At 70.2% G+C, this 20,015-nt stretch carries 17 protein-coding genes and 1 pseudogene; 12 read left to right on the plus strand and 6 right to left on the minus strand.

The window, feature by feature from the left end; all coding sequences use genetic code 11:
- The first annotated feature begins 33 nt into the window (after positions 1–33).
- A complete protein-coding gene (locus tag ACM9LD_RS01710) occupies positions 34–1,320 on the plus strand; it encodes an esterase/lipase family protein (RefSeq protein WP_415675069.1) in 1,287 nt (428 codons plus the stop codon).
- Here the strand turns inward: ACM9LD_RS01710 and ACM9LD_RS01715 are convergent.
- The 5 genes from ACM9LD_RS01715 to ACM9LD_RS01735 all read right to left on the minus strand — a co-directional run bounded on the left by ACM9LD_RS01715 (position 1,284) and on the right by ACM9LD_RS01735 (position 7,281).
- Positions 1,284–2,201 (minus strand): TauD/TfdA dioxygenase family protein, encoded by a 918-nt coding sequence (locus ACM9LD_RS01715; protein WP_415675070.1) that lies wholly within the window; start codon positions 2,199–2,201, stop codon positions 1,284–1,286. The two genes, ACM9LD_RS01710 and ACM9LD_RS01715, sit on opposite strands and share 37 nt — an antisense overlap.
- A 95-nt stretch (positions 2,202–2,296) precedes the next feature.
- Positions 2,297–4,603 carry an arylsulfatase gene (locus ACM9LD_RS01720; protein ID WP_415675071.1) on the minus strand — a complete coding sequence of 769 codons (2,307 nt, stop codon included), beginning with the start codon at positions 4,601–4,603 and terminating at the stop codon, positions 2,297–2,299.
- Positions 4,600–5,376, minus strand: coding sequence for an ABC transporter ATP-binding protein (locus ACM9LD_RS01725; RefSeq protein WP_415675072.1), 777 nt, complete (start codon positions 5,374–5,376; stop codon positions 4,600–4,602). Before ACM9LD_RS01725 ends, ACM9LD_RS01720 begins: the two co-directional genes overlap by 4 nt.
- Positions 5,352–6,242, minus strand: a complete 891-nt coding sequence (locus ACM9LD_RS01730) for an ABC transporter permease (RefSeq protein ID WP_336671087.1) — start codon at positions 6,240–6,242, stop codon at positions 5,352–5,354. Before ACM9LD_RS01730 ends, ACM9LD_RS01725 begins: the two co-directional genes overlap by 25 nt.
- A 10-nt stretch (positions 6,243–6,252) precedes the next feature.
- Complete coding sequence (locus tag ACM9LD_RS01735) at positions 6,253–7,281, minus strand: ABC transporter substrate-binding protein (protein ID WP_415675073.1); 1,029 nt, start codon at positions 7,279–7,281, stop codon at positions 6,253–6,255.
- A gap of 87 nt (positions 7,282–7,368) precedes the next feature.
- Between ACM9LD_RS01735 and trhO the strand changes: the two are divergent.
- The 5 genes and pseudogenes from trhO to ACM9LD_RS01755 all read left to right on the plus strand — a co-directional run.
- Positions 7,369–8,019: pseudogene (gene trhO, locus ACM9LD_RS01740) on the plus strand (oxygen-dependent tRNA uridine(34) hydroxylase TrhO); the annotation flags it as partial.
- Between the two features lie 48 nt (positions 8,020–8,067).
- Positions 8,068–8,205 carry a hypothetical protein gene (locus ACM9LD_RS25050; protein ID WP_462933948.1) on the plus strand — a complete coding sequence of 46 codons (138 nt, stop codon included), beginning with the start codon at positions 8,068–8,070 and terminating at the stop codon, positions 8,203–8,205.
- Positions 8,202–9,281 (plus strand): CobW family GTP-binding protein, encoded by a 1,080-nt coding sequence (locus ACM9LD_RS01745; protein ID WP_415675075.1) that lies wholly within the window; start codon positions 8,202–8,204, stop codon positions 9,279–9,281. The genes ACM9LD_RS25050 and ACM9LD_RS01745 overlap by 4 nt, the downstream gene beginning before the upstream one ends.
- Positions 9,282–9,440: 159 nt before the next feature.
- The gene (locus ACM9LD_RS01750) at positions 9,441–10,829 is read left to right on the plus strand and encodes an N-acetylmuramoyl-L-alanine amidase family protein (protein WP_415675076.1); all 1,389 of its coding nucleotides are present in this window, start codon (positions 9,441–9,443) and stop codon (positions 10,827–10,829) included.
- An 84-nt stretch (positions 10,830–10,913) separates the two neighbouring features.
- Positions 10,914–11,807: an SDR family oxidoreductase gene (locus ACM9LD_RS01755; RefSeq protein ID WP_415675077.1), complete on the plus strand. Its 894-nt coding sequence runs from the start codon at positions 10,914–10,916 to the stop codon at positions 11,805–11,807.
- On the opposite strand, the gene ACM9LD_RS01760 is transcribed toward ACM9LD_RS01755, so the two are convergent.
- Positions 11,790–12,386 carry a TetR/AcrR family transcriptional regulator gene (locus ACM9LD_RS01760; protein ID WP_415675078.1) on the minus strand — a complete coding sequence of 199 codons (597 nt, stop codon included), beginning with the start codon at positions 12,384–12,386 and terminating at the stop codon, positions 11,790–11,792. The two genes, ACM9LD_RS01755 and ACM9LD_RS01760, sit on opposite strands and share 18 nt — an antisense overlap.
- Before the next feature lie 128 nt (positions 12,387–12,514).
- Here ACM9LD_RS01760 and ACM9LD_RS01765 point away from each other — a divergent pair, with 128 nt between their 5' ends.
- From ACM9LD_RS01765 to ACM9LD_RS01790, 6 genes are all read left to right on the plus strand, one after another.
- Entirely contained in the window at positions 12,515–13,048 is a 534-nt protein-coding gene (locus ACM9LD_RS01765) for an NADPH-dependent FMN reductase (protein ID WP_259142516.1), read from the plus strand.
- Between the two features lie 386 nt (positions 13,049–13,434).
- Entirely contained in the window at positions 13,435–13,683 is a 249-nt protein-coding gene (gene nrdH / locus ACM9LD_RS01770; protein WP_415675079.1) for a glutaredoxin-like protein NrdH, read from the plus strand.
- A gap of 2 nt (positions 13,684–13,685) precedes the next feature.
- Positions 13,686–14,144 carry a class Ib ribonucleoside-diphosphate reductase assembly flavoprotein NrdI gene (gene nrdI / locus ACM9LD_RS01775; RefSeq protein WP_415675080.1) on the plus strand — a complete coding sequence of 153 codons (459 nt, stop codon included), beginning with the start codon at positions 13,686–13,688 and terminating at the stop codon, positions 14,142–14,144.
- Entirely contained in the window at positions 14,141–16,321 is a 2,181-nt protein-coding gene (nrdE, locus tag ACM9LD_RS01780) for a class 1b ribonucleoside-diphosphate reductase subunit alpha (protein WP_415675081.1), read from the plus strand. The genes nrdI and nrdE overlap by 4 nt, the downstream gene beginning before the upstream one ends.
- A 153-nt stretch (positions 16,322–16,474) precedes the next feature.
- On the plus strand, positions 16,475–18,895 hold the full coding sequence (locus ACM9LD_RS01785; protein WP_415675082.1) for a cytochrome P450/oxidoreductase: 2,421 nt from the start codon (positions 16,475–16,477) through the stop codon (positions 18,893–18,895).
- Positions 18,892–19,938, plus strand: coding sequence for a Rieske 2Fe-2S domain-containing protein (locus tag ACM9LD_RS01790; protein WP_415675083.1), 1,047 nt, complete (start codon positions 18,892–18,894; stop codon positions 19,936–19,938). The genes ACM9LD_RS01785 and ACM9LD_RS01790 overlap by 4 nt, the downstream gene beginning before the upstream one ends.
- Positions 19,939–20,015: the final 77 nt, after the last annotated feature.

A 20,015-nucleotide genomic window follows, 5' to 3' on the forward strand; every position in this document is an offset into this window, starting at 1 on the left:
CAGTTCGAGTGCACACTCGTACACTCGATCTTCGTGAGTGTTGTCGAGGATCGCCGTCGCGCCGAGGTGCGCGCTCTCGCTGAGCTGGGCTGCAGCGAGATCGCGGGCGCCGCTGATGGCGTGCACGGCGTGCACCGGGCGATCTCCGACCGGGTCTTCCGCTATGTCCGCCTGGGCGTGGGTCCCGCGGTCGCGCCGGTGCGCGCGCTGCACGACGGCATCACCGACGGCGTCTACGCGACCATCAGCACCGTCGCGCGGACCGTGGGGCGGGTCGCGGCCGTCGGCGCGGATTGGCCGGGGGACCGGCCACCGTCGGAGACGGTGCGCGGGGCGACGCTGATCGGCGCCGTGCTCGGGCTCATCGGCGACGACCTCGAGACCCGGGCCTCGCCGCTGGCCGCGGACCCCGTCACGGTCCGTATCGACGGCGCCGTCGTCCACCTAGGGGAGGGGCCTGTCCCGCCCGGCCGGCTGGATCCGGCGGAGGTCTTCGACGGCGCGACGGGCCGCGTGGTGGTGCTCCTGCACGGGCTCACCGAGACCGAGCACGCGTGGGGCCTGGGCGGCCTGGAAGCCGACGACTACGGCGTGCGGCTGGCGGTCGACCTCGGCGTCACCCCGGTGTACGTACGCTACAACAGCGGGCGACACATCAGCGACAACGGGCGCGATCTGGCGGAGCTGCTGGAGCGGCTCGTCGCGGCCTGGCCGGTCCCCGTCACGGATCTCGTGCTCATCGGCCATTCCATGGGCGGCCTCGTCGCCCGCAGCGCGGCGCATCTCGCCGACGAGGCGGTGATGGCGTGGCCCGCAGCGGTATCGGCCACCGTCAGCCTGGGGACGCCGCACCTGGGCGCCCCGCTGGAGCAGGCCGCGCACTACGGCAGCGCGGCCCTGACCGCGATCCCGGAGACGGCGCCCTTCGGACGGCTACTGCGCCGCCGCAGCGCGGGGATCCGTGACCTGCGTGGGGGTTCGATCGTCGACGAGGACTGGCGCGGCCGCGAGGCCGACGCGCTCGGCGCCGCCGCCGCGGCGGAGATCCCGCTCCTGGAGGGTGCGGAGCACTACTTCGTCGCCGCCACCTTCACCCACGACGCGCGGCACCCGGTGGGGCGCCTCCTGGGCGACGGGCTCGTGCTCGCGCCGAGTGCGGCGGGCCGGAACACGACCCGCCGCATCGGGTTCACCGCCGAGGCGGGGATGCACCTCGGCGGAGCCCATCACTTCACCCTGCTCCGCTCGGACGCCGTCTACGAGCGGATCCTGAGCTGGCTGGATCAGCCCCGCGAGCGCGCGGGGGTCACGGGCGCGTAGTCCGAGGCATCGCCCTTGAGTGCCACGCCCTCCCGGCCGTCGACGCCGACGGGCAGGTCGCCCGCGAGCGTCACGCGGCGCAGCAGGCGCTTGTGGTCGCCGTAGTCGTTGATGCCGAAGTGCTGCGTCGAGCGGTTGTCCCAGATCGCCACGTCGCCCGGCTGCCACGCCCAGCGGACGGTGTTGTCCGGGTTCTCGATCCGCCGCTGGAGCAGCGCGAGGATCGGCGCCGAGTCCTGCGTGCTCAGGCCCGCGAAGGACTTCACGAAGTGGCCCAGCAGGAGCGAGCGGCGGCCCGTCTCCGGGTGCACGCGCACCACGGGGTGCTCGGCCTCGAAGATGTTGCGGATGAACTCCTTGTGGTACTCGGCGCGCTGGTAGGTGGCGTTGTGGCCGGCGTAGTCGTAGTCGTTGGTGTGCAGCGCGCGCAGGTTCTCGGCGAGCGCCTTGAGCGGATCCGGCAGCCGGTCGTAGGCGCGCGTGGTGGACGCCCACGTCGTGTTCCCGCCGTGCGGCGGCAGCTCGACGGGCCGCAGGATCGACGCCTTCGGCACGCGGTCGACGAAGGAGACGTCGGTGTGCCAGCTGTTCGCCGCGCCCTCGATGGGCAGCAGGTCCGAGTCCGAGCGGACCGTCGGGTGCGGGGTGGTCGGCACGCCGAGGCGCGCGGCGAAGGCGTGCTGGCCGGCGTCGTCGAGGTGGTCCTGGCCGCGGAAGAAGATGACCTCGTGCTCGGCGAGCAGGTCGAGGATCGTCTCCGCGGTCGCATCGTCGATGTCGCCGCCCACGCGGACCCCGTGCACGATCGCCCCGATGTGTTCGCCCACCTTGGTCACGGTGATCTCGGGCGCGGTGGTGGTGGGCTCGAGCGTTGCGGTCATGGCTGCCTCCGGGGTGCGTTGCGTGCGTGGTTCATCCAGCTCACCCGATCCGGGCCGACGGGGCCAGGGTTGCGTTCAGCGCGGGCGCAATCCGCTCAGTCCGCCTCCTCCTCGGCCTCCTGCTGCAGGCGGTCGATGTCGTCCGACGGAACGCCCACGGGGCCCGGTGTGTACGTGACCGCGTGCAGCGCACCGGAGTACGGGAAGGTGCCGCGGCGCTCGCGCAGCTCCCAGGCGACCGGCCCGCGGGCGTCGAGGCCGACGGAGATCCCGGTCCACGGCGCCATGCCGATGAGCTGGACGCGATCCGGGAGTGCGGCGGCCTCGGCGCCGTCGACCGCGAGCGCGAGGTCCCAGCGCAGGTTCGGGCGCACCGTCGCCGTCAGCGTGACGGTGCGCCGTCCCGGCTCGACGGAGCCCGAGCGGGCCTCGGCGTACCGGCCGTAGGCGTTGTAGCCGACGACGACCGCTCCGTCCTCGACGTAGACGAGGTAGCCGCCCAGGGCGTCGCCGTGCGCGACGAGGACTCCGTCGGCGCCGTCGCCGAACTCGACGTCGATGTCGACGCGGAAGTCCCGGTACTGCACGAGTTTCGCCGAACGGTACCGCTCGAGCACGGGCGTGCCGGGCAGCAGGCGCACGGGATCGGAGAGGCGCCGCTCCGCAGGGTTGCGGGTGGAGCCGTCGATCACGATGGGGAAGACCGTGTTCCGCCAGGCCTCGTGCTCCCACTCGGCGGCCAGTTCGGCGACGAGGTCGGGGTGCTGCGCGGCGAGGTCGGTGGTCTCCGCGGGGTCCGCCCGGTTGTCGAAGAGCTGCCAGCGCGGGGCGAGCGGATCGTCGCCCCGGCCGTGCAGGCTCAGCAGCTTCCAGCCGTCGCGGTAGTAGCCGCGGTGTCCACGGAACTCCGAGTACTGGCGCGTGCGGGCCGACGGGGCGGCCGCGTCGGACCAGGCGGAGCGCTGCGAGAGCCCGTCGCGCTCCTGCGCGGGGAGCCCGTGCCGCGCGCCGGGCGTCGGGACGCCCGCCAGATCCAGCAGCGTGGGCGCCACATCGGTGACGAAGGAGAACTGCTCGCGCACGCCGCGCGCCTCCGGAAGGCCCGCGGGCCAGGACAGGACGAACGGCACCCGGACGCCGCCGGCGAAGGTCTGGCCCTTGTAGAACCGGAAGGGCGTGTTGGACACCTGCCCCCAGCCTCGCGGGTAGTGCACGCCGAGCCGTGCCGTCCCGATGAGCTCCTCCGGATGGTCGACGTCGCCCTCCCAGCCGTCGGGCCCGATGCCGTCGGCGAACTTCACGAACTCGGCGAAGTAGCTGCGCGTGCCCTCCGGGCCGCCCTCGGCGGTGCCGCCGTTGTCGGAGGTGAAGACGACGATCGTGTTCTCCAGCTCGCCCAACTGCTCGACCGTCTCCAACAACCGGCCCAGGCTGTCGTCGACGGTGCGCACCATCGCCGCGTACACCTGCATGTACTTCGCGAACCGCCGCTGCCGCTCGGGATCGAGCTCGTCCCACGGCGGCACGTCGTAGCCCGGCTCGCTGTTGCGCCGGGCCGGCCGGACGTCGGCACCGAACAGGCCGAGCTCCTGCTGCCGCGCGAACCGCTGCGCGCGTACCGCATCCCAGCCGCGGGCGTAGTCGAGGTCGCCGCGCGGCAGATCCTCGTCCTTGACCTGCAGGGGCCCGTGCATCGCGATGTGCGCGAAGTAGAGGAAGAAGGGCTTCTCCGCGTCGTGCGCCCGCAGATCCTTGATCCACGAGACCGCGGTGTCGGTGAGCGCGTCGGTGACGTAGAAGCCCTCCGGATACTCGGTCACGGGGTCGACGGTGTTGTCCCGCACCAGCTGGTTCGGGTGGAAGAAGGAGTTCAGGCCCTCCAACGAGCCGTAGTAGTGGTCGAAGCCGCGCTGCAGCGGCCACGACGAGCGGTCGGCGTCCGGGCCGAGCCGGGAGTCCTTCGCCAGGTGCCATTTGCCGACCGCGTGGGTGGCGTAGCCCGATTCGCGGAGGATCTCCGGCAGGGTGAGCACGTCATCGGCGAGACTCAGGCGCAGGTTGGGGAAGCCGGGATCGGAGTTGGCGACCGAGCCGTAGCCCGCGCGGTGCGGGTTGAGCCCGGTGAGCAGCGCCGCACGGGCGGGCGAGCACACGGGGGTGGTGTGGTGGTTGGTGGAGACGATGCCGCGGGCGGCGAGCGCGTCCAGGTGCGGGGTGGGGATCTCCGAGCCGTAGGGCCCGATGTCCGAGAAGCCCATGTCGTCGACGAGGACGACGATGATGTTCGGCGCACCGGGCCTGGCCCGCACCTCCGCCGGCCAGGCCGGCTCCGATTCGGCCTCGGAGCGGCCGATACGCCCCGTGAAGCCGTCGTACCCGCGGGCGTGATCGGGGATCGTCATGCGGTGGCGGCCACCGCCGAATCCTGCTCCACGCCCAGGGCGTCGAGCAGCGAGCCGCGCAGCTCCGCGAACCCGGACTCGCCCGGCCGGCGCCCGGCGCCGTCGGCGAGGGTGACGTCCACGGACAGGATGCCGTGGTCCAGCACGAGGATCCGGTCGGCGAGCGCGATGGCCTCGTCGACGTCGTGCGTGATGAGCAGGACTCCGGGGCGGTGACGCGCGACGAGGCGCCGCAGCAGGTCGTGCATCTTGAGCTTGGTGAGGGCGTCGAGCGCGCCGAAGGGCTCGTCGGCCAGGAGCACGGCCGGCTCGCGTACCAGGCTGCGGGCCAGCGCGACGCGCTGTTGCTGGCCGCCGGAGAGCTCGCGCGGCCAGGCCTTCTCGCGGCCGTCCAGCTCCACCTCGCGCAGGAGCTCGCGCCCGACGTCCTTGGCGTCGGCGCCGCCCAGGCCCAGGATGACGTTGTCGAGCACGCGCGACCAGGGGAGCAGCCGGGAGTCCTGGAAGACCACGGCGCGCCGCGGATCGACCTCGAGCACACCGGATCCGGGGACGCCGTCGTCGAGTCCGGCGATGGCGCGCAGCAGCGTCGACTTTCCGGAGCCGGACCGGCCGAGCAGCGCCACGAACTCGCCGCGCCGGATGGTCAGGTCGATGCCGCGGAGGACGGCGCGGCCGTCGAAGCCGCGCACCAGGTTCCGCGCCTCGATCACCGGGCCGTCGTTCTCGGCGGTCGTGGTCGGCGTGCTCAGTGGGCCAGGGTGCTCTGCCATGACAGGGCCTTTCGTGCGGAGAAGCGGACGAGGAGGTCGGTGCTGAAGCCGAGGAGTGCGTACACGGCGAGGCCCACGACGATGACGTCGGTCAGGCCGTAGAGCCGGGCCTTGTACATGAGGTAGCCGATGCCGTCGGAGGCGCCGACCTGTTCGACGACGACCAACGCGAGCCAGGCCACCGTCGCCCCGAGGCGCAGGCCCGTGAAGAAGCCGGGCAGGGCACCGGGGATCGCGATGTACCGCACGAACTTCGCGCGACTGAGGCCGACGGTCTCCGCCAGTTCCACGTATTTGCGGTCGATCCCGCGCAGCCCCGCGTGGGTGTTGAGGTACACCGGCGTGGCGACCGCGAGGGTGATGAGGACGATCTTCATCTCCTCGCCGATGCCGAACCAGACGATGAACAGGGGCAGCAGCGCGAGCGCGGGGATCGCGCGGTAGATGGTGACGGTCCCGTCGATGAGGGCCTCGCCGGGGCGGGTGAGCCCGGACAGCAGGGCGAGCACGACCGCCAGGGTCACGCCGAGGACGCCGCCGATGATCGCGCGCTGCGCGGAGGCCCAGATGTTGGACCAGAGCGAGCCGTCGAGCGCGAGGTTCCAGGCGGTGTTCGCGACCGTCCACGGCGCGGACAGGACGGTGTCCGGGATGATCCCGGTCGCGGAGCCCGCCGCCCACAGGGCGACGACCAGCGCGGGACCGGCGAGGATCCACGCGCCGATGGGTCGGGAGTCGACGAGGGCGCGGCGCGTGGACGTGCGGGGCAGCAGCTCGTGGTCGGGATCGAGGGCGCCCGGTCGCTGCTCGGGGGCGGAGTCGTGGGCGAGGCCGCTGCCGAGGCGGCCTGTGGGGGGAGAGGTCACGGGAGGGCCCTTACGTTGCGGGGTGGGTGTCGAACCGGAAGTCGACGGAACCGTCGGCGGAGACGCGGCCGCCGGGGATCTCGCCGAAGTCGGCGAGGATGTCGATGGTGCTCTGCTGGCGTGCGACGAGGGCGCGGTCGAGCGGTACGGAGCGCCAGCCGCCCTGGCCGTCGTAGGCGATGCGCCCCACGGCGGCGGGGATCTTCAGCGCTCCCGCGTAATAGGTCTGGATCCAGCGTTCCTTGTCGGCGTCGACCCACGCGCGGGCGCGGTCGACCGCGGCGGACAGCCGTTTGAGGGCGGCGGCCCGGGCGGGATCGGCGAGCGCGGCCTGCGGCGAGTAGAGGAACATGAGGCCGGACTGGGCGGCCTGGTTGAGGTCGTCCGGCAGCACCTGCGCGTCCGGGTGGGCGAGGCGGTACTTGGTGCTGATCGGCTCCATCAGCGGGGCGATGTCGATCTGGCCGGCGCCGAGCGCCTCACCGACTTCGGTGAGCTGCAGCGGGACCAACTGGACGTCGTGCTTGGTGAGGCCGGCCGAGCGCAGCAGGCGCAGGACCATGGCCTGGTGGGCGGTGCCCTCCGCGTAGCCGATCTTCCGTCCACGCAGGTCGGCCGTGGTGCGCAGCGGCACGCCGGGGCGCGCGACCGTGGAGACGCCGCCGCGGTCGAGCTGCCACGCCTTGATGATCGGGCTCGGGAACCGCGCGATCCGGGCGTGGATCGGCGGCACGTCGGCGACGATCGCCACCTGCGTCGCGTCGGCGCGGAAGGACTCGAGGATCGCGGGGCCGCCCGCGAAGTCCGCGAACTTCACGCCGAACCCCAGCTTCGCCGCCTCCCCGGACGCGGTGAGCATCGTCTTGAGGATGGACTGCTGGTCGGCGACGGTGATGACGGTGCCGGCCGGGACCTGGTCGGAGATCGGCGCGGACGGGTCGTACGCGGGGCCCGACGACGACGCGCACGCGGAGACGCCGAGCACCGCGATGAGGGCGGTGGCGAAGGCCGCGGCGCGGCGCGGCAGGCGAAAAGGCATGGGGGCCATTGAAGGGGAGCGGGCGCACCGTCGGAACCCTTGCGCGCAGGCTGAGCGCAAGGCGGCACCGATAGAATGGTGGGCGTCATGGGCAAGGTCGTGCTGTTCTACGTGTTCGCCCCGCTGGCCGACCCGGAGGCGATCCGGCTGTGGCAGCGGGCGCTGTGTGAGGCGAACGGTCTCCGCGGCCGGATCATCGTCTCGCGCCACGGGATCAACGTCACCGTGGGAGGCGAGATCCGGGCGGTCAAGCGGTACGTGCGCGCCGTCCGCGAGTACCCGGCCTTCAAGGGCGCCGACGTGAAGTGGTCCGACGGCTCCGCCGAGGACTTCCCCAAGCTCTCCGTCAAGGTGCGCGACGAGATCGTCACCTTCGGCGTCCCCGACGAGGTGGAGGTCGACGGGGACGGTGTCCGGGGCGGGGGCGTGCACCTGACGCCCGACGAGGTGCACGCGCTGCTCGCCGAGAAGCCCGACGCCGTCTTCTTCGACGGTCGCAACGCCATCGAGGCGGAGATCGGGCGGTTCGCCGGCGCGGTGGTGACCCCGGCGCGAACGACGCGCGACTTCGTGACCCTGCTCGAGTCGGGGGAGTACGACCACCTCAAGGCCCGCCCGGTGATCACCTACTGCACCGGCGGCGTGCGCTGCGAGGTGCTGAGCGCCGTGATGCGCAACCGGGGGTTCGGCGAGGTCTACCAGCTCGACGGCGGCATCGCGCGCTACGGCGAGCGGTTCGGCGACCGCGGGCTCTGGGAGGGCTCGATGTACGTCTTCGACCGGCGCATGCGCATCGACTTCTCCGACCGGGCGAAGCGGATCGGTCGCTGCACCGAGTGCGGCGCGCCGACTTCGAACGTCGCGAACCTCGCGCCGCCGCAGGACCGGGAGCTGGCGGTGCTGTGCGAGGACTGCGCGCCGTGAGCGGCGGTCCCGTCCCCGTCGTCGTGGTGGCCGGCTACCTGGGCGCGGGCAAGTCGACGCTGCTCAACCATCTGCTGTCCGGCGCGGGGGACGCCCGGATCGGCGTCGTGGTCAACGACTTCGGTGCGGTCAACATCGACGCGATGCTCGTCTCGGGCGCGTCCGGCGGCGGCTCGGTGCGGACCGTCTCCTTGAGCAACGGGTGCGTGTGCTGCACCGTCGACGACGACGAGCTCGAGGACGTGCTCTCCTCGCTCGCCGCGCGCGACCTCGACCTCGTGGTGGTCGAGGCGTCCGGGCTCGCCGAGCCCGCGGCGATGGTGCGGCGCGTGGTGCTCGCGGGGGATCCGCGGATCGACTACGGCGGGCTCGTCTACGTCGCGGACGCCGCGCACCTCGCCGGCACGATGGAGCGGCACCCCTCGCTGCGCCACCACCTGGCGCTCGCCGACCTGGTGGTGCTCAACAAGATCGATCTCGCCGCCGACCCGGACGCCGCGCGGGCGCTGGTGCGCGCGCACGCGCCGTCCGCCCCGCTGGTGGGGACGGTCGACGCGGTGGTACCGGTGGAACTGCTCATCGACGCGGAGGTCCTCGCTCGCCGGGCCGCCCAACGGCGGGACTCCCCGCGCCAGCTGACCCTCGACGAGGCGCTGCGCGAGCACGACCACCGTCACGATCACGAGCACGGCGAATCGCACCGGCACCTGCACGACGACTACGCCGCCGTCACCGTCGAGACCGGGCAGCTGGACGCCCGGGCGACCGCCGCGCTCCTCGCCGACCCGCCGCGGGGCGTCTTCCGGACGAAGGGCTTCGTCACCGTCGCGGACGGCACCCGGCTCGAGGTGCACGCCGTCGGACGGCACGTGCGGACGGCCCCGGAGCGCGGCCGGCGGGGCGGGGCGGCGTCGGTGCTCGTCCTCCTCGGTATCGGGCTCGACGAGGAGGCGATCCGCGCCCGGGTCGAGAGATGCCTGGCGGACCCGGACGCCCCCGCCGACCCGCGGGCCGCGCTCTCCCTGCTGCGGTACTCAGCTGCGGCGCAAGCTGATTCGGCGATCCTCGAAGACTGATCGACGTCCTTCTTTGGTAACGATCCGGTAACGATCAAGGTCGGGGTTTTCCTAAAGTCTCAATTGATGGTTGACTGTTTCTCGTGTGACTGATGTGACGAAAGTTGCACAAGAGACTTGGAAGGAGAGCGGCGCCACTTCCCCGGCGCCCAGCTACCCATGAAGAAGACCCGTGTCCTCGCAGGTTCGCTTGCGACTGCGGCCGTCGCGCTGTTCGGCGTGCCCGGCTTCGCATCCGCCGACCCCGCCCCCGCCGCACCGGCGAAGCCGCTGAACGGCAAGACCGTGTTCCTCGACGCCGGCTCGTCCGTCGCGTCGGCCGTCGAGCAGGCCCGCAAGGTCGCCGACGGTCGCGGCGGCCAGGTGCCCTGCGTCAATCCGGTCGCGATCGCCTCCAACGGCACCGCCGACCACTCCGTCAACTTCGCCGTGGCCAAGATGGTCGAGGCGGCGCTCAAGACCCAGGGCGCCAAGGTCATCCTCTCCCGCGCGGACGACGCCGGCTTCGGCGGTTGCGTCGACCAGCGCGCCACCGCCGCGAACAAGTCCGGCGCCGACCTCGCCGTCAGCATCAACAGCGCGGTCCAGGATGCGGCCCAGCGCGGATTCGTGCTGGAGACGGCCGCCCCGGGCGCCACCGACCCCAAGGTGACGGCCCAACAGGCCGTCAGTGATCCCGCGACCACGGTGCTCCGCGACGCCACCCGCGCCGGCGGCTTCGTGCCGGCCCAGTACCTCGGCGGCCAGGACGGCATCGCGAAGACCACCAACGCCCTCGCCTCGCTGGTGAACATCCCGCTCGTCTACGCGAACCTCGGCAACCTGGCGAACGCGGACGACGCGGCACTGCTCACCTCCCGTGAAGGCCAGACCCAGTACGCCTCCGTGCTCACCAACGGCGTGATCCAGCAGCTGACCGGCAAGGTCAAGCCGGGAGGCGTCGTCGAGCAGCCCGTCGTGGCCCAGCCCGTCGCGCCGCAGGTCGAGCCCGTCGTGCCGGTGACGCCCGCAGCCCCGGCCGCGCCCGCGGCCCCGGCGGCGACCGCGCCGACGGCCACCGCCCCCGCAGCGACAGCGCCGACGGCTCCGGCGCAGACCCCGATCGTCCCGGCCGTGCCGGGTGCCCCGGCAGCGGCAGCGCCCGTGACGCCGAGCACCGGAACGGGTACCTCTCCGATCGTCTCGGGCGTGCCGATGCTGCAGGGTGGAGCGACCCCGTCCGCCGCCACCGCGCCGCAGGCGGCCGCGCCCGCGGCGGCCGCGCCGCAGGGCACGTCGGTGACCATCCCCGGCCTGGGGCAGGTGGCTCTGCCGCAGCTCCCGACGGTGACGATTCCCGGCCAGGCCCAGCCGCTGGGCGTGAACACCCTCTTCGAGATGGGGCCCAAGGCCGCCGAGTTCCTCACCAGCTCGCAGGGGACACAGCTCGTCAACACGCTGATCTCCAGCCCGCAGGCCTTCAACTCCCTGCAGTCCGCGCAGGGACCGGCCGCCGCGCAGGAGATCCTCAAGGCGATCCTGAGCGCCGGCGCGATCCTGCCGAAGTAGGCGTCACACCGCACCGACTTCCGCCGGGGACGTCACGCCCCGGCGGGAAGCGGTAGCGCGGCCCGATCTGGCAAGCTGGCTGATATGGCACTCCGCAATATCGTCCGGCTCGTCCACATGGCACCGCCGATCAAGGACCTGAAGGGGAAGAAGGTCCTCGTCACCGGCGCCGCCAGCGGGATCGGCCGCGCTACCGCGAATCTCCTCGCGGCGCACGGCGCCGAGCTGGTGTTGACCGACATCAACGCCGAACAGCTCGACGCCGTCACCCGCCACGTCATCGCCCTGGGCGCGAAGGTCATCGCGTCCAGGGCGTTCGACGTCTCCGATTACGACGCGGTCCGCGCCTTCGCCGACGAGGTGCACGCGGCCGCGGGCGCCCTCGACATCGTGATGAACGTCGCCGGCATCGCCGTCTGGGGCACCGTCGAGAACCTCACCCACGAGCAGTGGCGCAAGACCGTGGACGTGAACCTCATGGGGCCGATCCACGTGATCGAGACTTTCATCCCGCCGATGATCGCGGCGAAGCGCGGCGGCCAGCTGGTCAACGTCTCGTCCACGGCCGGCCTCATCGCGCTGCCGTGGCACGCCGCCTACTCGGCCGCGAAGTTCGGCCTCGTCGGCGTCTCCGAGGTGCTCCGCTACGACCTGCGCCGGCACGGCATCGGCGTCTCCGTGGTGGTGCCCGGCGCCGTGGAGACCGGCCTGGTGAAGACCGTCGAGATCAACGGGGTCGACCGCTCGAATCCCAAGGTGAACAAGGGGATCGACGCCTTCCCGAAGGTCACTGCGGAGAAGGCGGCGCAGGCGATCATCGACGGGGTGCTGCACAACCGGTTCATCGTTTACACGTCGTTCGACACGCGGTTCGGGTACTTCTGGAAGCGGAAGTTCGGGCTGCCCTACGAGATCGCCATGCGGGTCGCCAACGACCGGTTCGCGTACCTGGCGAAGATCTCAGAGCGCGGCCACTAGACGCACGTGCTCCGCCCACACGGCTTCGAGCTCGTCCTGGGTGACGCCGGCGGCCAGCTGGTGGAGCACCCACGCCGGGCTGAGTGTGGCCATCAGGGCGGCCGCCCACACGTCGGCCTGCGCCGCGCGCCCGGCCTCGACGAGCATCGCGCGCACCGTCATCGTCGACACCCGCCAGGGCGGGGCGTCGTACGGGTCGCGGGCGGCCTGCTCGGCGCCCCGCAGCAGGTCGCCGTGGCGCGCGATGAGCTGCATCCGGGCCTTGCCGTACTCGGTGAGCCGGTGCACTGGATCGCCACCCGGGCCCAGCGGCGGCGGGCCGAACATGAAGCGGTGCTGCAACTCGGTCTCGTCGTGGTCGAGGAGCGACTGCAGGAGCCCGGCACGCGAGCCGAATCGCCGGAAGACGGTGCCCTTGCCCACGCCGGCCGCCTGCGCGACGGCGTCCATGCTCACCGCGTCGACGCCGTGCTCGGCGAAGAGCCGCTGCGCCGCGTCGATGAGCAGCTCGCGGTTGCGGGCCGCGTCACGGCGCGGCTCGGTCTGCGGCTGCGCGAGGGGCAGGAGTGGTCCGGTCATCGGATGGAGCCTACCGTGCGGGTTTTCGACTCACCATGATCCCGGGGAAGAAATCCGGACCGAAGTCCGTTACTTTGTGCGGATGTGGCCCGACGGGGTCGCTCGGAACGTCAGGAGAACTGAGGATCATGTCGGACATCACCGTGCTCGCCGTCGTCGGATCGCTGCGCAGCAGCTCGCTCAACCGCGAACTGGCCGAGGTCGCCGTCGCGAACGCGCCCGAGGGGGTGCGCGTCGAGATCGCCGAGGGGATCGCGGACGTGCCCTTCTACAACGAGGACATCGACGGCGAAGGGGCGCCGGCCACCGCCGCGGCGCTCCGCGACCGGATCGCCGCCGCGGACGCGCTCCTGCTGCTCGCCCCGCCCAACAACGGCACCGTCAGTGCCGTGCTCAAGAACGTCATCGACTGGGGCTCGCGCCCCTACGGCGCCAGCGCGCTGTCCGGTAAGCGGGTCGCGCTGGCGGGGGTGGGACACCGTCTGGACACCACGCTGGCCGACGCCGAGCGGGCCGTCACCATCGCCGGTGGCGAGGTCCCCGAAGGTCTCGTCGAGGAGTTCCCCATCTCCGGCCTCGACGGCAAGTCCGTCCGCGAGCACGACGCCGTCGCGCAGCGCGCGGGCGACCTCCTCGAGCGCCTCGTCGCGCCCGTCCGGTAGGGCGGTTCCGCGCGTCCGGTGGGCCGTCGCGGGCGGCGTTCCGACGGTGCCGGGCGTGTCGGATCGGCGTGTCGTCGATCCTCGGCGTGTCCTGGGGATTCACGATGAAAAACGCCCGAAAGACCGTCTTGCGAGCTGGTAATTCCACGAATGTTGTTCGCAAGTGGTTGTGTCGCTTCCTCGACGCCACCACTAGGTGTAGTGTTCAGTCCACTGCGAGAGCGGACGCGCCGAAAGGGCGTCCGGGAGGCATGAGGACGTCGCTGAGGGGTCCGCTGGCCGACTGAGTTCACGCAGGTAAACGTGGCGAGAAAACTTGTCAGTCCGTAGGTCGATAATCGGGTTCCGAGCAGTCTCCGGGACCGTCCAGCGAAGGGGAGCCGTCCATGAGCCAGGCCGAGATCACCGTCTACACCAAGCCCGCCTGCGTGCAGTGCAACGCCACGTACAAGGCGCTCGACAAGGCCGGCCTCGAGTACCGCGTGGTGGACATCACCGAGGACTCGGACGCCCGTGACTACGTCTTGGCGCTCGGCTACCTGCAGGCCCCCGTCGTCGTCGCCGGCGATGCGCACTGGTCGGGCTTCCGCCCGGACCGGGTCAAGGCGCTCGCCGCCGTCGCCGCCACGGCGTAGCGATGGCTGCGCCGCTCGTCGTCTACTTCTCGTCGGTGTCGGAGAACACGCACCGATTCGTCGAGAAGCTGGGCATGCGCGCCCTGCGCATCCCGGTGACGCGGGCGTCCGATCCGCTCACCGTCGACGAGCCCTTCGTCCTGATCACCCCCACCTACGGCGGGGGGAAGCAGGCCACCGCGGTCTCGGGCGGGGGATACGTCCCCAAGCAGGTGATCCGGTTCCTCAACGACCAGCACAACCGCTCCCTGATCCGCGGCGTGATCGCGGCGGGGAACACCAACTTCGGCGAAGAGTTCTGCTTCGCAGGGGATGTGATCTCGCGTAAGTGCCGGGTCCCGTACCTCTACCGCTTCGAGCTGATGGGCACCACTGACGACGTGGATCGCGTCCATACCGGGCTCACCGAATTCTTCGCCGGAACCGTCTCCACCCCCGAAAAGGAAAGCGCGCGCTCATGACCGCAACTCAGGAAGACCTCGTCCCCTCCGCGAGCCAGTCCGGCGTCCACGGCGGCCCCGGCCACAGCGAGCTGGACTTCCACGCCCTGAACGCGATGCTGAACCTGTACGACAAGGACGGGCGCATCCAGTTCGACAAGGACCGGGAGGCCGCGCGGCAGTACTTCCTGCAGCACGTCAACCAGAACACCGTCTTCTTCCACAACCTGGACGAGAAGCTCGACTACCTCGTCGAGGAGAACTACTACGAGCCCGAGGTGCTGGACAAGTACAGCCGCGCGTTCGTCAAGAGCCTGTTCGACGGTGCCTACGCCAAGAAGTTCCGGTTCCCCACCTTCCTGGGCGCGTTCAAGTACTACACCAGCTACACGTTGAAGACCTTCGACGGCAAGCGCTACCTGGAGCGCTTCGAGGACCGCGTCTGCATGGTCGCGCTCACCCTCGCCGACGGTGACGAGAAGCTGGCCGTGAACCTGGTGGACGAGATCATCGCCGGGCGCTTCCAGCCGGCCACCCCCACCTTCCTCAACTCGGGCAAGAAGCAGCGCGGCGAGCCCGTCTCCTGCTTCCTGCTCCGCATCGAGGACAACATGGAGTCGATCGGCCGCTCGATCAACTCCGCGCTGCAGCTGTCCAAGCGCGGTGGCGGAGTCGCGCTGCTGCTCAGCAACATCCGCGAGCACGGCGCGCCGATCAAGAAGATCGAGAACCAGAGCTCGGGCGTCATCCCGATCATGAAGCTGCTCGAGGACTCGTTCAGCTACGCCAACCAGCTGGGCGCGCGGCAGGGCGCGGGCGCCGTGTACCTGCACGCGCACCACCCGGACATCTACCGCTTCCTCGACACCAAGCGCGAGAACGCGGACGAGAAGATCCGCATCAAGACCCTCTCGCTGGGCGTGGTGATCCCCGACATCACCTTCGAGCTCGCCAAGAACAACGACGACATGTACCTGTTCTCCCCGTACGACGTGGAGCGCGTGTACGGGGTCCCCTTCGCGGACGTCAACGTGACCGAGAAGTACCACGAGATGGTCGACGACTCGCGGATCCGCAAGACGAAGATCAACGCCCGCGAGTTCTTCCAGACCCTCGCCGAGCTGCAGTTCGAGTCCGGCTACCCGTACATCATGTACGAGGACACCGTGAACCGGGCGAACCCGATCGCGGGCAAGATCACGCACTCCAACCTGTGCAGCGAGATCCTGCAGGTCTCCACCCCGTCGACCTACAACGACGACCTGTCCTACGCCGAGATCGGCAAGGACATCTCCTGCAACCTGGGCTCGCTGAACATCGCGAAGACCATGGACAGCCCCGACTTCGGCGCCACCATCGAGACCGCGATCCGTGGCCTCACCGCCGTCTCGGACCAGACCGACATCAGCTCCGTGCCGTCGATCGAGAAGGGCAACAACCTCTCCCACGCGATCGGCCTCGGGCAGATGAACCTGCACGGCTACCTGGCGCGCGAGCGGGTCTTCTACGGCTCCGACGAGGGCGTGGACTTCACGAACATCTACTTCTACACGGTGCTCTTCCACGCGATCCGCGCGTCGAACCACATCGCGCGCGAGCGCGGCCAGTCCTTCGGCGGCTTCGAGAACAGCAAGTACGCCTCGGGCGAGTTCTTCGACAAGTACACCGAGCAGGAGTGGAAGCCGGCCACCGAGAAGGTCGCCGGGCTCTTCGCCGATGCCGAGATCCACGTCCCCACGCAGGACGACTGGCGCGAGCTCAAGGCCGACGTGCAGGCCCACGGCCTGTACAACCAGAACCTGCAGGCGGTGCCGCCCACCGGCTCGATCAGCTACATCAACCACTCCACGAGCTCGATCCACCCCGTCGCGGCGAAGGTCGAGATCCGTAAGGAGGGCAAGATCGGCCGCGTGTACTACCCGGCGCCGTACATGGACAACGACAACCTGGAGTACTACCAGGACGCGTACGAGATCGGCTACGAGAAGATCATCGACACGTACGCGGCCGCCACGCAGCACGTGGATCAGGGCCTGTCGCTGACGCTGTTCTTCAAGGACACCGCCACCACGCGCGACGTGAACCGTGCGCAGATCTACGCGTGGCGCAAGGGCATCAAGACCCTGTATTACATCCGCCTGCGCCAGATGGCGCTCGAGGGCACTGAGGTGGAGGGTTGCGTTTCCTGCATGCTCTGATGTAGATGCGCAAGAATGCCGGCCGAGGAGACATCCTCCGGCCGGCGTTCCCGTTTCAGTGGTCGATCGAATAGAAGAATCTCGGCCGCGCGAGGCGATGGACGGCCTAGTTTGGACGAGTCCACACATCTTCGTCCGCAAGGCGGTGGGACCATGAGCATTCTCGACCGGGTCATGAACAAGGCCCAGGCGATCGTCCCGATGGAACGGCAGGTCCAGGGCCTGCACCTCTTCCAGAAGGCGAAGACCCTGGCTCTGGGGGACCGGCAGCCGGAGTTCGTCGAGTCGGAGATCCCCGACGTCGACGCGGTGTCGCTGACCGAGATCGACATGAGCAACCCGTTCATGTGGCGGCAGGGCCAGTGGCGCCCCTACTTCGAGCGCCTGCGCAACGAGGCGCCGGTGCACTTCCGGGCGTCGAGCGAATTCGGGCCGTACTGGTCGGTCACGCGGTACGACGACATCGTCACCGTGGACCGTGACTTCGAGACCTACTCGGCCGAGCCGCAGATCGTCATCGGCGTACCGCCGGACGGGCTGGACATCGAGATGTTCATCGCGATGGACCCGCCGCGCCACGACGAGCAGCGCGCAGCGGTGCAGGGAGTCGTGGCACCGCAGAATCTCGAGGAGATGCAGGGCCTCATCCGCTCGCGCGTCCAGGAGGTCCTCGACGACCTGCCGGTCGGCGAACCGTTCGACTGGGTGGACAGGGTCAGCGTCGAGTTGACGTCCCGCATGCTCGCCACCCTGCTCGACTTCCCCTACGAGGATCGGCGGAAGCTCGTCCACTGGACCGAGTTGGCAGGTGCGAGCGCCGCAGCCACCGGCGGCGACGTCGACATGGACGAGATGTACCAGGGCGCCGCCGAGATGGCGAAGAGCTTCAGCGCTCTCTGGCACGACAAGGCGGCGCGCCTCAAGGCGGGAGAGAAGCCGGGATACGACCTGATCACCCTGATGCAGATGTCCGAGGACACCAAGGACCTGATCAACAGGCCGATGGAATTCCTCGGCAATCTCATCCTGCTCGTCGTGGGCGGCAACGACACCACCCGCAACTCGATGTCGGGCGGCGTGTACGCACTCAACCTGTTTCCGGACCAGTTCGATCGTCTGAAAGCCGATCACAGCCTGATCCCGAAGTTCGTCCACGAGAACATCCGCTGGCAGACGCCGCTCGCCTACATGCGTCGCATCGCCACGAAGGACACCGTCCTGGGAGGTCAGTTCATCCGCAAGGGCGACAAGGTCGTCATGTGGTACGCCTCGGCGAACCGGGACGAGCGCACCTTCGAGAATCCGGACGACTTCGTCATCGACCGGCACAACGCCCGCCACCACCTCTCGTTCGGCATCGGCGTGCACCGCTGCATGGGCAGTCGCGTGGCCGAACTGCAACTGCGGATCCTCTGGGAGGAGTTGCTCGCGCGGTTCGAGGACATCGAAGTGGTGGAGGAGCCGGAGTACCTCCAGTCGAACTTCGTCCGGGGCTACACGAAGATGATGGTCACGTTGACGCCGATCGGGCAGAGGCCACGCCCCCGCGACCAACGGACGCTGCAGCCCGCAGCGGTACGAGCCCCCGCTCGACCACCGATTCGCCGCTCCCGCGAAGCGACCACCACCACGGAAACGGAGGTCGACGTTCAGGTGGCGGGCCGGCGCGAGGTGGCGGACGGGGTCGTCGAGCTCACCCTCAGCGACCCGGCGGGTGCACCGCTCCCGTCGTGGACCGCCGGGGCCCACATCGACCTGCTCCTGGAGCCGTCGCTGACGCGGCAGTACTCGCTGTGCGGCAGTGCCTCGGACGAGTCGTCGTGGAAGATCGGCGTCCTTCGCGACCCGGACGGCCGAGGTGGCTCGACGTACGTCCACGAGAAGCTGACGGAGGGCGCGACCGTCCGCGTGCGTGGACCGCGCAATCATTTCCCCCTGGTCGCGTCCGCGAACTACCGATTCGTCGCGGGCGGCATCGGGATCACGCCGATCCTCCCGATGATCGAGGCCGCCGAAGCACGCGGGGCGAACTGGAGCCTGCTCTACTGCGGACGCTCCCGCGAGTCGATGGCGTTCCTGGACCGATTCGAGGACTCCGAGCGGGTCACGATCTGGCCGAGCAGCGAGAACGGTCGGATCGACCTGGCGGCGACACTCGGCACACCCACGCCGGACACGGTGGTCTACTGTTGCGGCCCCGGCGCCTTCCTCGACGCCGTGGAGGAGGCGTGCGCGCCGTGGCCCGACGGCAGCCTGCACATCGAGCGCTTCGCGGCCAAGGAGGTCGCGGCGTCCGAGGACGCGCTCGACTCGTTCGAGGTCGTGTGCTCGCGCTCGGGAGTGAGCGTGACCGTTCCGGAAGGCACCACGATCTTCGACGCGGTCGAGAAGGCCGGCGTCGACGTCCTCGGGTCCTGCATGGAAGGCATCTGCGGCACCTGCGAGGCCGACGTGCTCGAAGGCACGCCCGAGCACCGGGATTCGATCCTGTCCAAGGCGGAGAAGGAACGTGGCGAGACGATCATGCTCTGCGTCTCCCGCTCCCTGTCGAAGAAGCTGGTGCTGGACGTATGAACGACACCGCGCTGAACCATCCCGCCGCCGACTATCCGCGGGACTGCTGGTACGTCGTCGCCACCGCTGCCGAGGTCGGATACGGATTCACCGCACGGCGCGTCGTCGACACACCGGTCGTGCTGTTCCGTCTGTCCGACGGCGCGATCGCCGCGCTGGAGGATCGCTGCGCGCATCGGCCCTACCCGTTGTCGGCGGGACGCCGCGAGGGCGACTTCGTCGTGTGCGGCTACCACGGCTGTACCTACGACGCGACCGGACGCTGGGTGAGCGTGCCGTCTCAGGACAACCCGCCCTCCGCGCGGGTGCGGGCCTTCCCGGTCGTCGAGCGCGGACCCTTCATCTGGATCTGGGCGGGGACACCCGGCGGCGAACGGTTGCGGCCGCCGCCGGCGACACCGTGGTTGCACGGTGACGGCTGGACGAGCGTCGGGGAGCGGCGCGAGGTGGCCGCCAACCTGCAGTTGCTGCACGAGCACTACCTCGACCTCTCCAACGTCGTCACGATGCACCCGGAGATGATGCCGCCCGGCATCGAGGCGCTGCCTCCGCTGGAGGACGTCGAGGTCTCCGAGGTGTCGGTCTCCTACCGGCGAGAACTGCCCGAGGCGCCTCTGGCTCCGTGGGAGGCCGCGGTCACCGGGCTGGACGAAGCCGCCGCGACCGCGCCGTTCGGCCGGACGGAGACGGGCACGTTCGTGACGCCGGGCCTCCACAAGCAGACCTACACCATCGTCGGTGCGACCGGCCCGGAGCTGGAACTCGTGCGGACGCACGGTTTCACACCCAGATCGTCCGGCGTCACCCATGTCTTCCTGCAGATCTCGTGGCGGGGCGCCTCGGTGTCACCCGACATCGGCGAGCAGTTGATCGCGGTCTTCCACGCGATGGCCGACCGAGACGTCGCCGTCCTCGAGACCATGCAACAGTGCCTCGACGAGGACCCGATCCCACGGCGTTACGTCAACGTCAAGGCGGACCGGGCCGCCGTGCGCGCGCGTCGGATCCTGACGACGATGGTGGAGGACGAGCGGGGGATCTAGCTCAGTGCTCGCCCCAGGACGCGGCGACCGGTTCTCCTGGCGGCGAGGACGACTCGCCGGAGTGCCTGTCCGATCTC

Origin of the sequence: Tsukamurella hominis (assembly GCF_965137015.1) — a bacterium.
GTDB lineage: Bacteria > Actinomycetota > Actinomycetes > Mycobacteriales > Mycobacteriaceae > Tsukamurella > Tsukamurella hominis.

Coding starts and splice junctions, on each gene's coding strand:
- ACM9LD_RS01785 (WP_415675082.1), top strand. CDS start 16,475: ATGAGCATTCTCGACCGGGTCATGAACAAGGCCCAGGCGATCGTCCCG.
- nrdI (WP_415675080.1), top strand. CDS start 13,686: ATGGCTGCGCCGCTCGTCGTCTACTTCTCGTCGGTGTCGGAGAACACG.
- ACM9LD_RS01750 (WP_415675076.1), top strand. CDS start 9,441: ATGAAGAAGACCCGTGTCCTCGCAGGTTCGCTTGCGACTGCGGCCGTC.
- ACM9LD_RS01720 (WP_415675071.1), bottom strand. CDS start 4,603: ATGACGATCCCCGATCACGCCCGCGGGTACGACGGCTTCACGGGGCGT.
- ACM9LD_RS01735 (WP_415675073.1), bottom strand. CDS start 7,281: ATGCCTTTTCGCCTGCCGCGCCGCGCCGCGGCCTTCGCCACCGCCCTC.
- ACM9LD_RS01790 (WP_415675083.1), top strand. CDS start 18,892: ATGAACGACACCGCGCTGAACCATCCCGCCGCCGACTATCCGCGGGAC.
- ACM9LD_RS25050 (WP_462933948.1), top strand. CDS start 8,068: ATGCGCATCGACTTCTCCGACCGGGCGAAGCGGATCGGTCGCTGCACC.
- ACM9LD_RS01715 (WP_415675070.1), bottom strand. CDS start 2,201: ATGACCGCAACGCTCGAGCCCACCACCACCGCGCCCGAGATCACCGTG.
- ACM9LD_RS01760 (WP_415675078.1), bottom strand. CDS start 12,386: ATGACCGGACCACTCCTGCCCCTCGCGCAGCCGCAGACCGAGCCGCGC.
- nrdE (WP_415675081.1), top strand. CDS start 14,141: ATGACCGCAACTCAGGAAGACCTCGTCCCCTCCGCGAGCCAGTCCGGC.
- nrdH (WP_415675079.1), top strand. CDS start 13,435: ATGAGCCAGGCCGAGATCACCGTCTACACCAAGCCCGCCTGCGTGCAG.
- ACM9LD_RS01725 (WP_415675072.1), bottom strand. CDS start 5,376: ATGGCAGAGCACCCTGGCCCACTGAGCACGCCGACCACGACCGCCGAG.
- ACM9LD_RS01765 (WP_259142516.1), top strand. CDS start 12,515: ATGTCGGACATCACCGTGCTCGCCGTCGTCGGATCGCTGCGCAGCAGC.
- ACM9LD_RS01755 (WP_415675077.1), top strand. CDS start 10,914: ATGGCACTCCGCAATATCGTCCGGCTCGTCCACATGGCACCGCCGATC.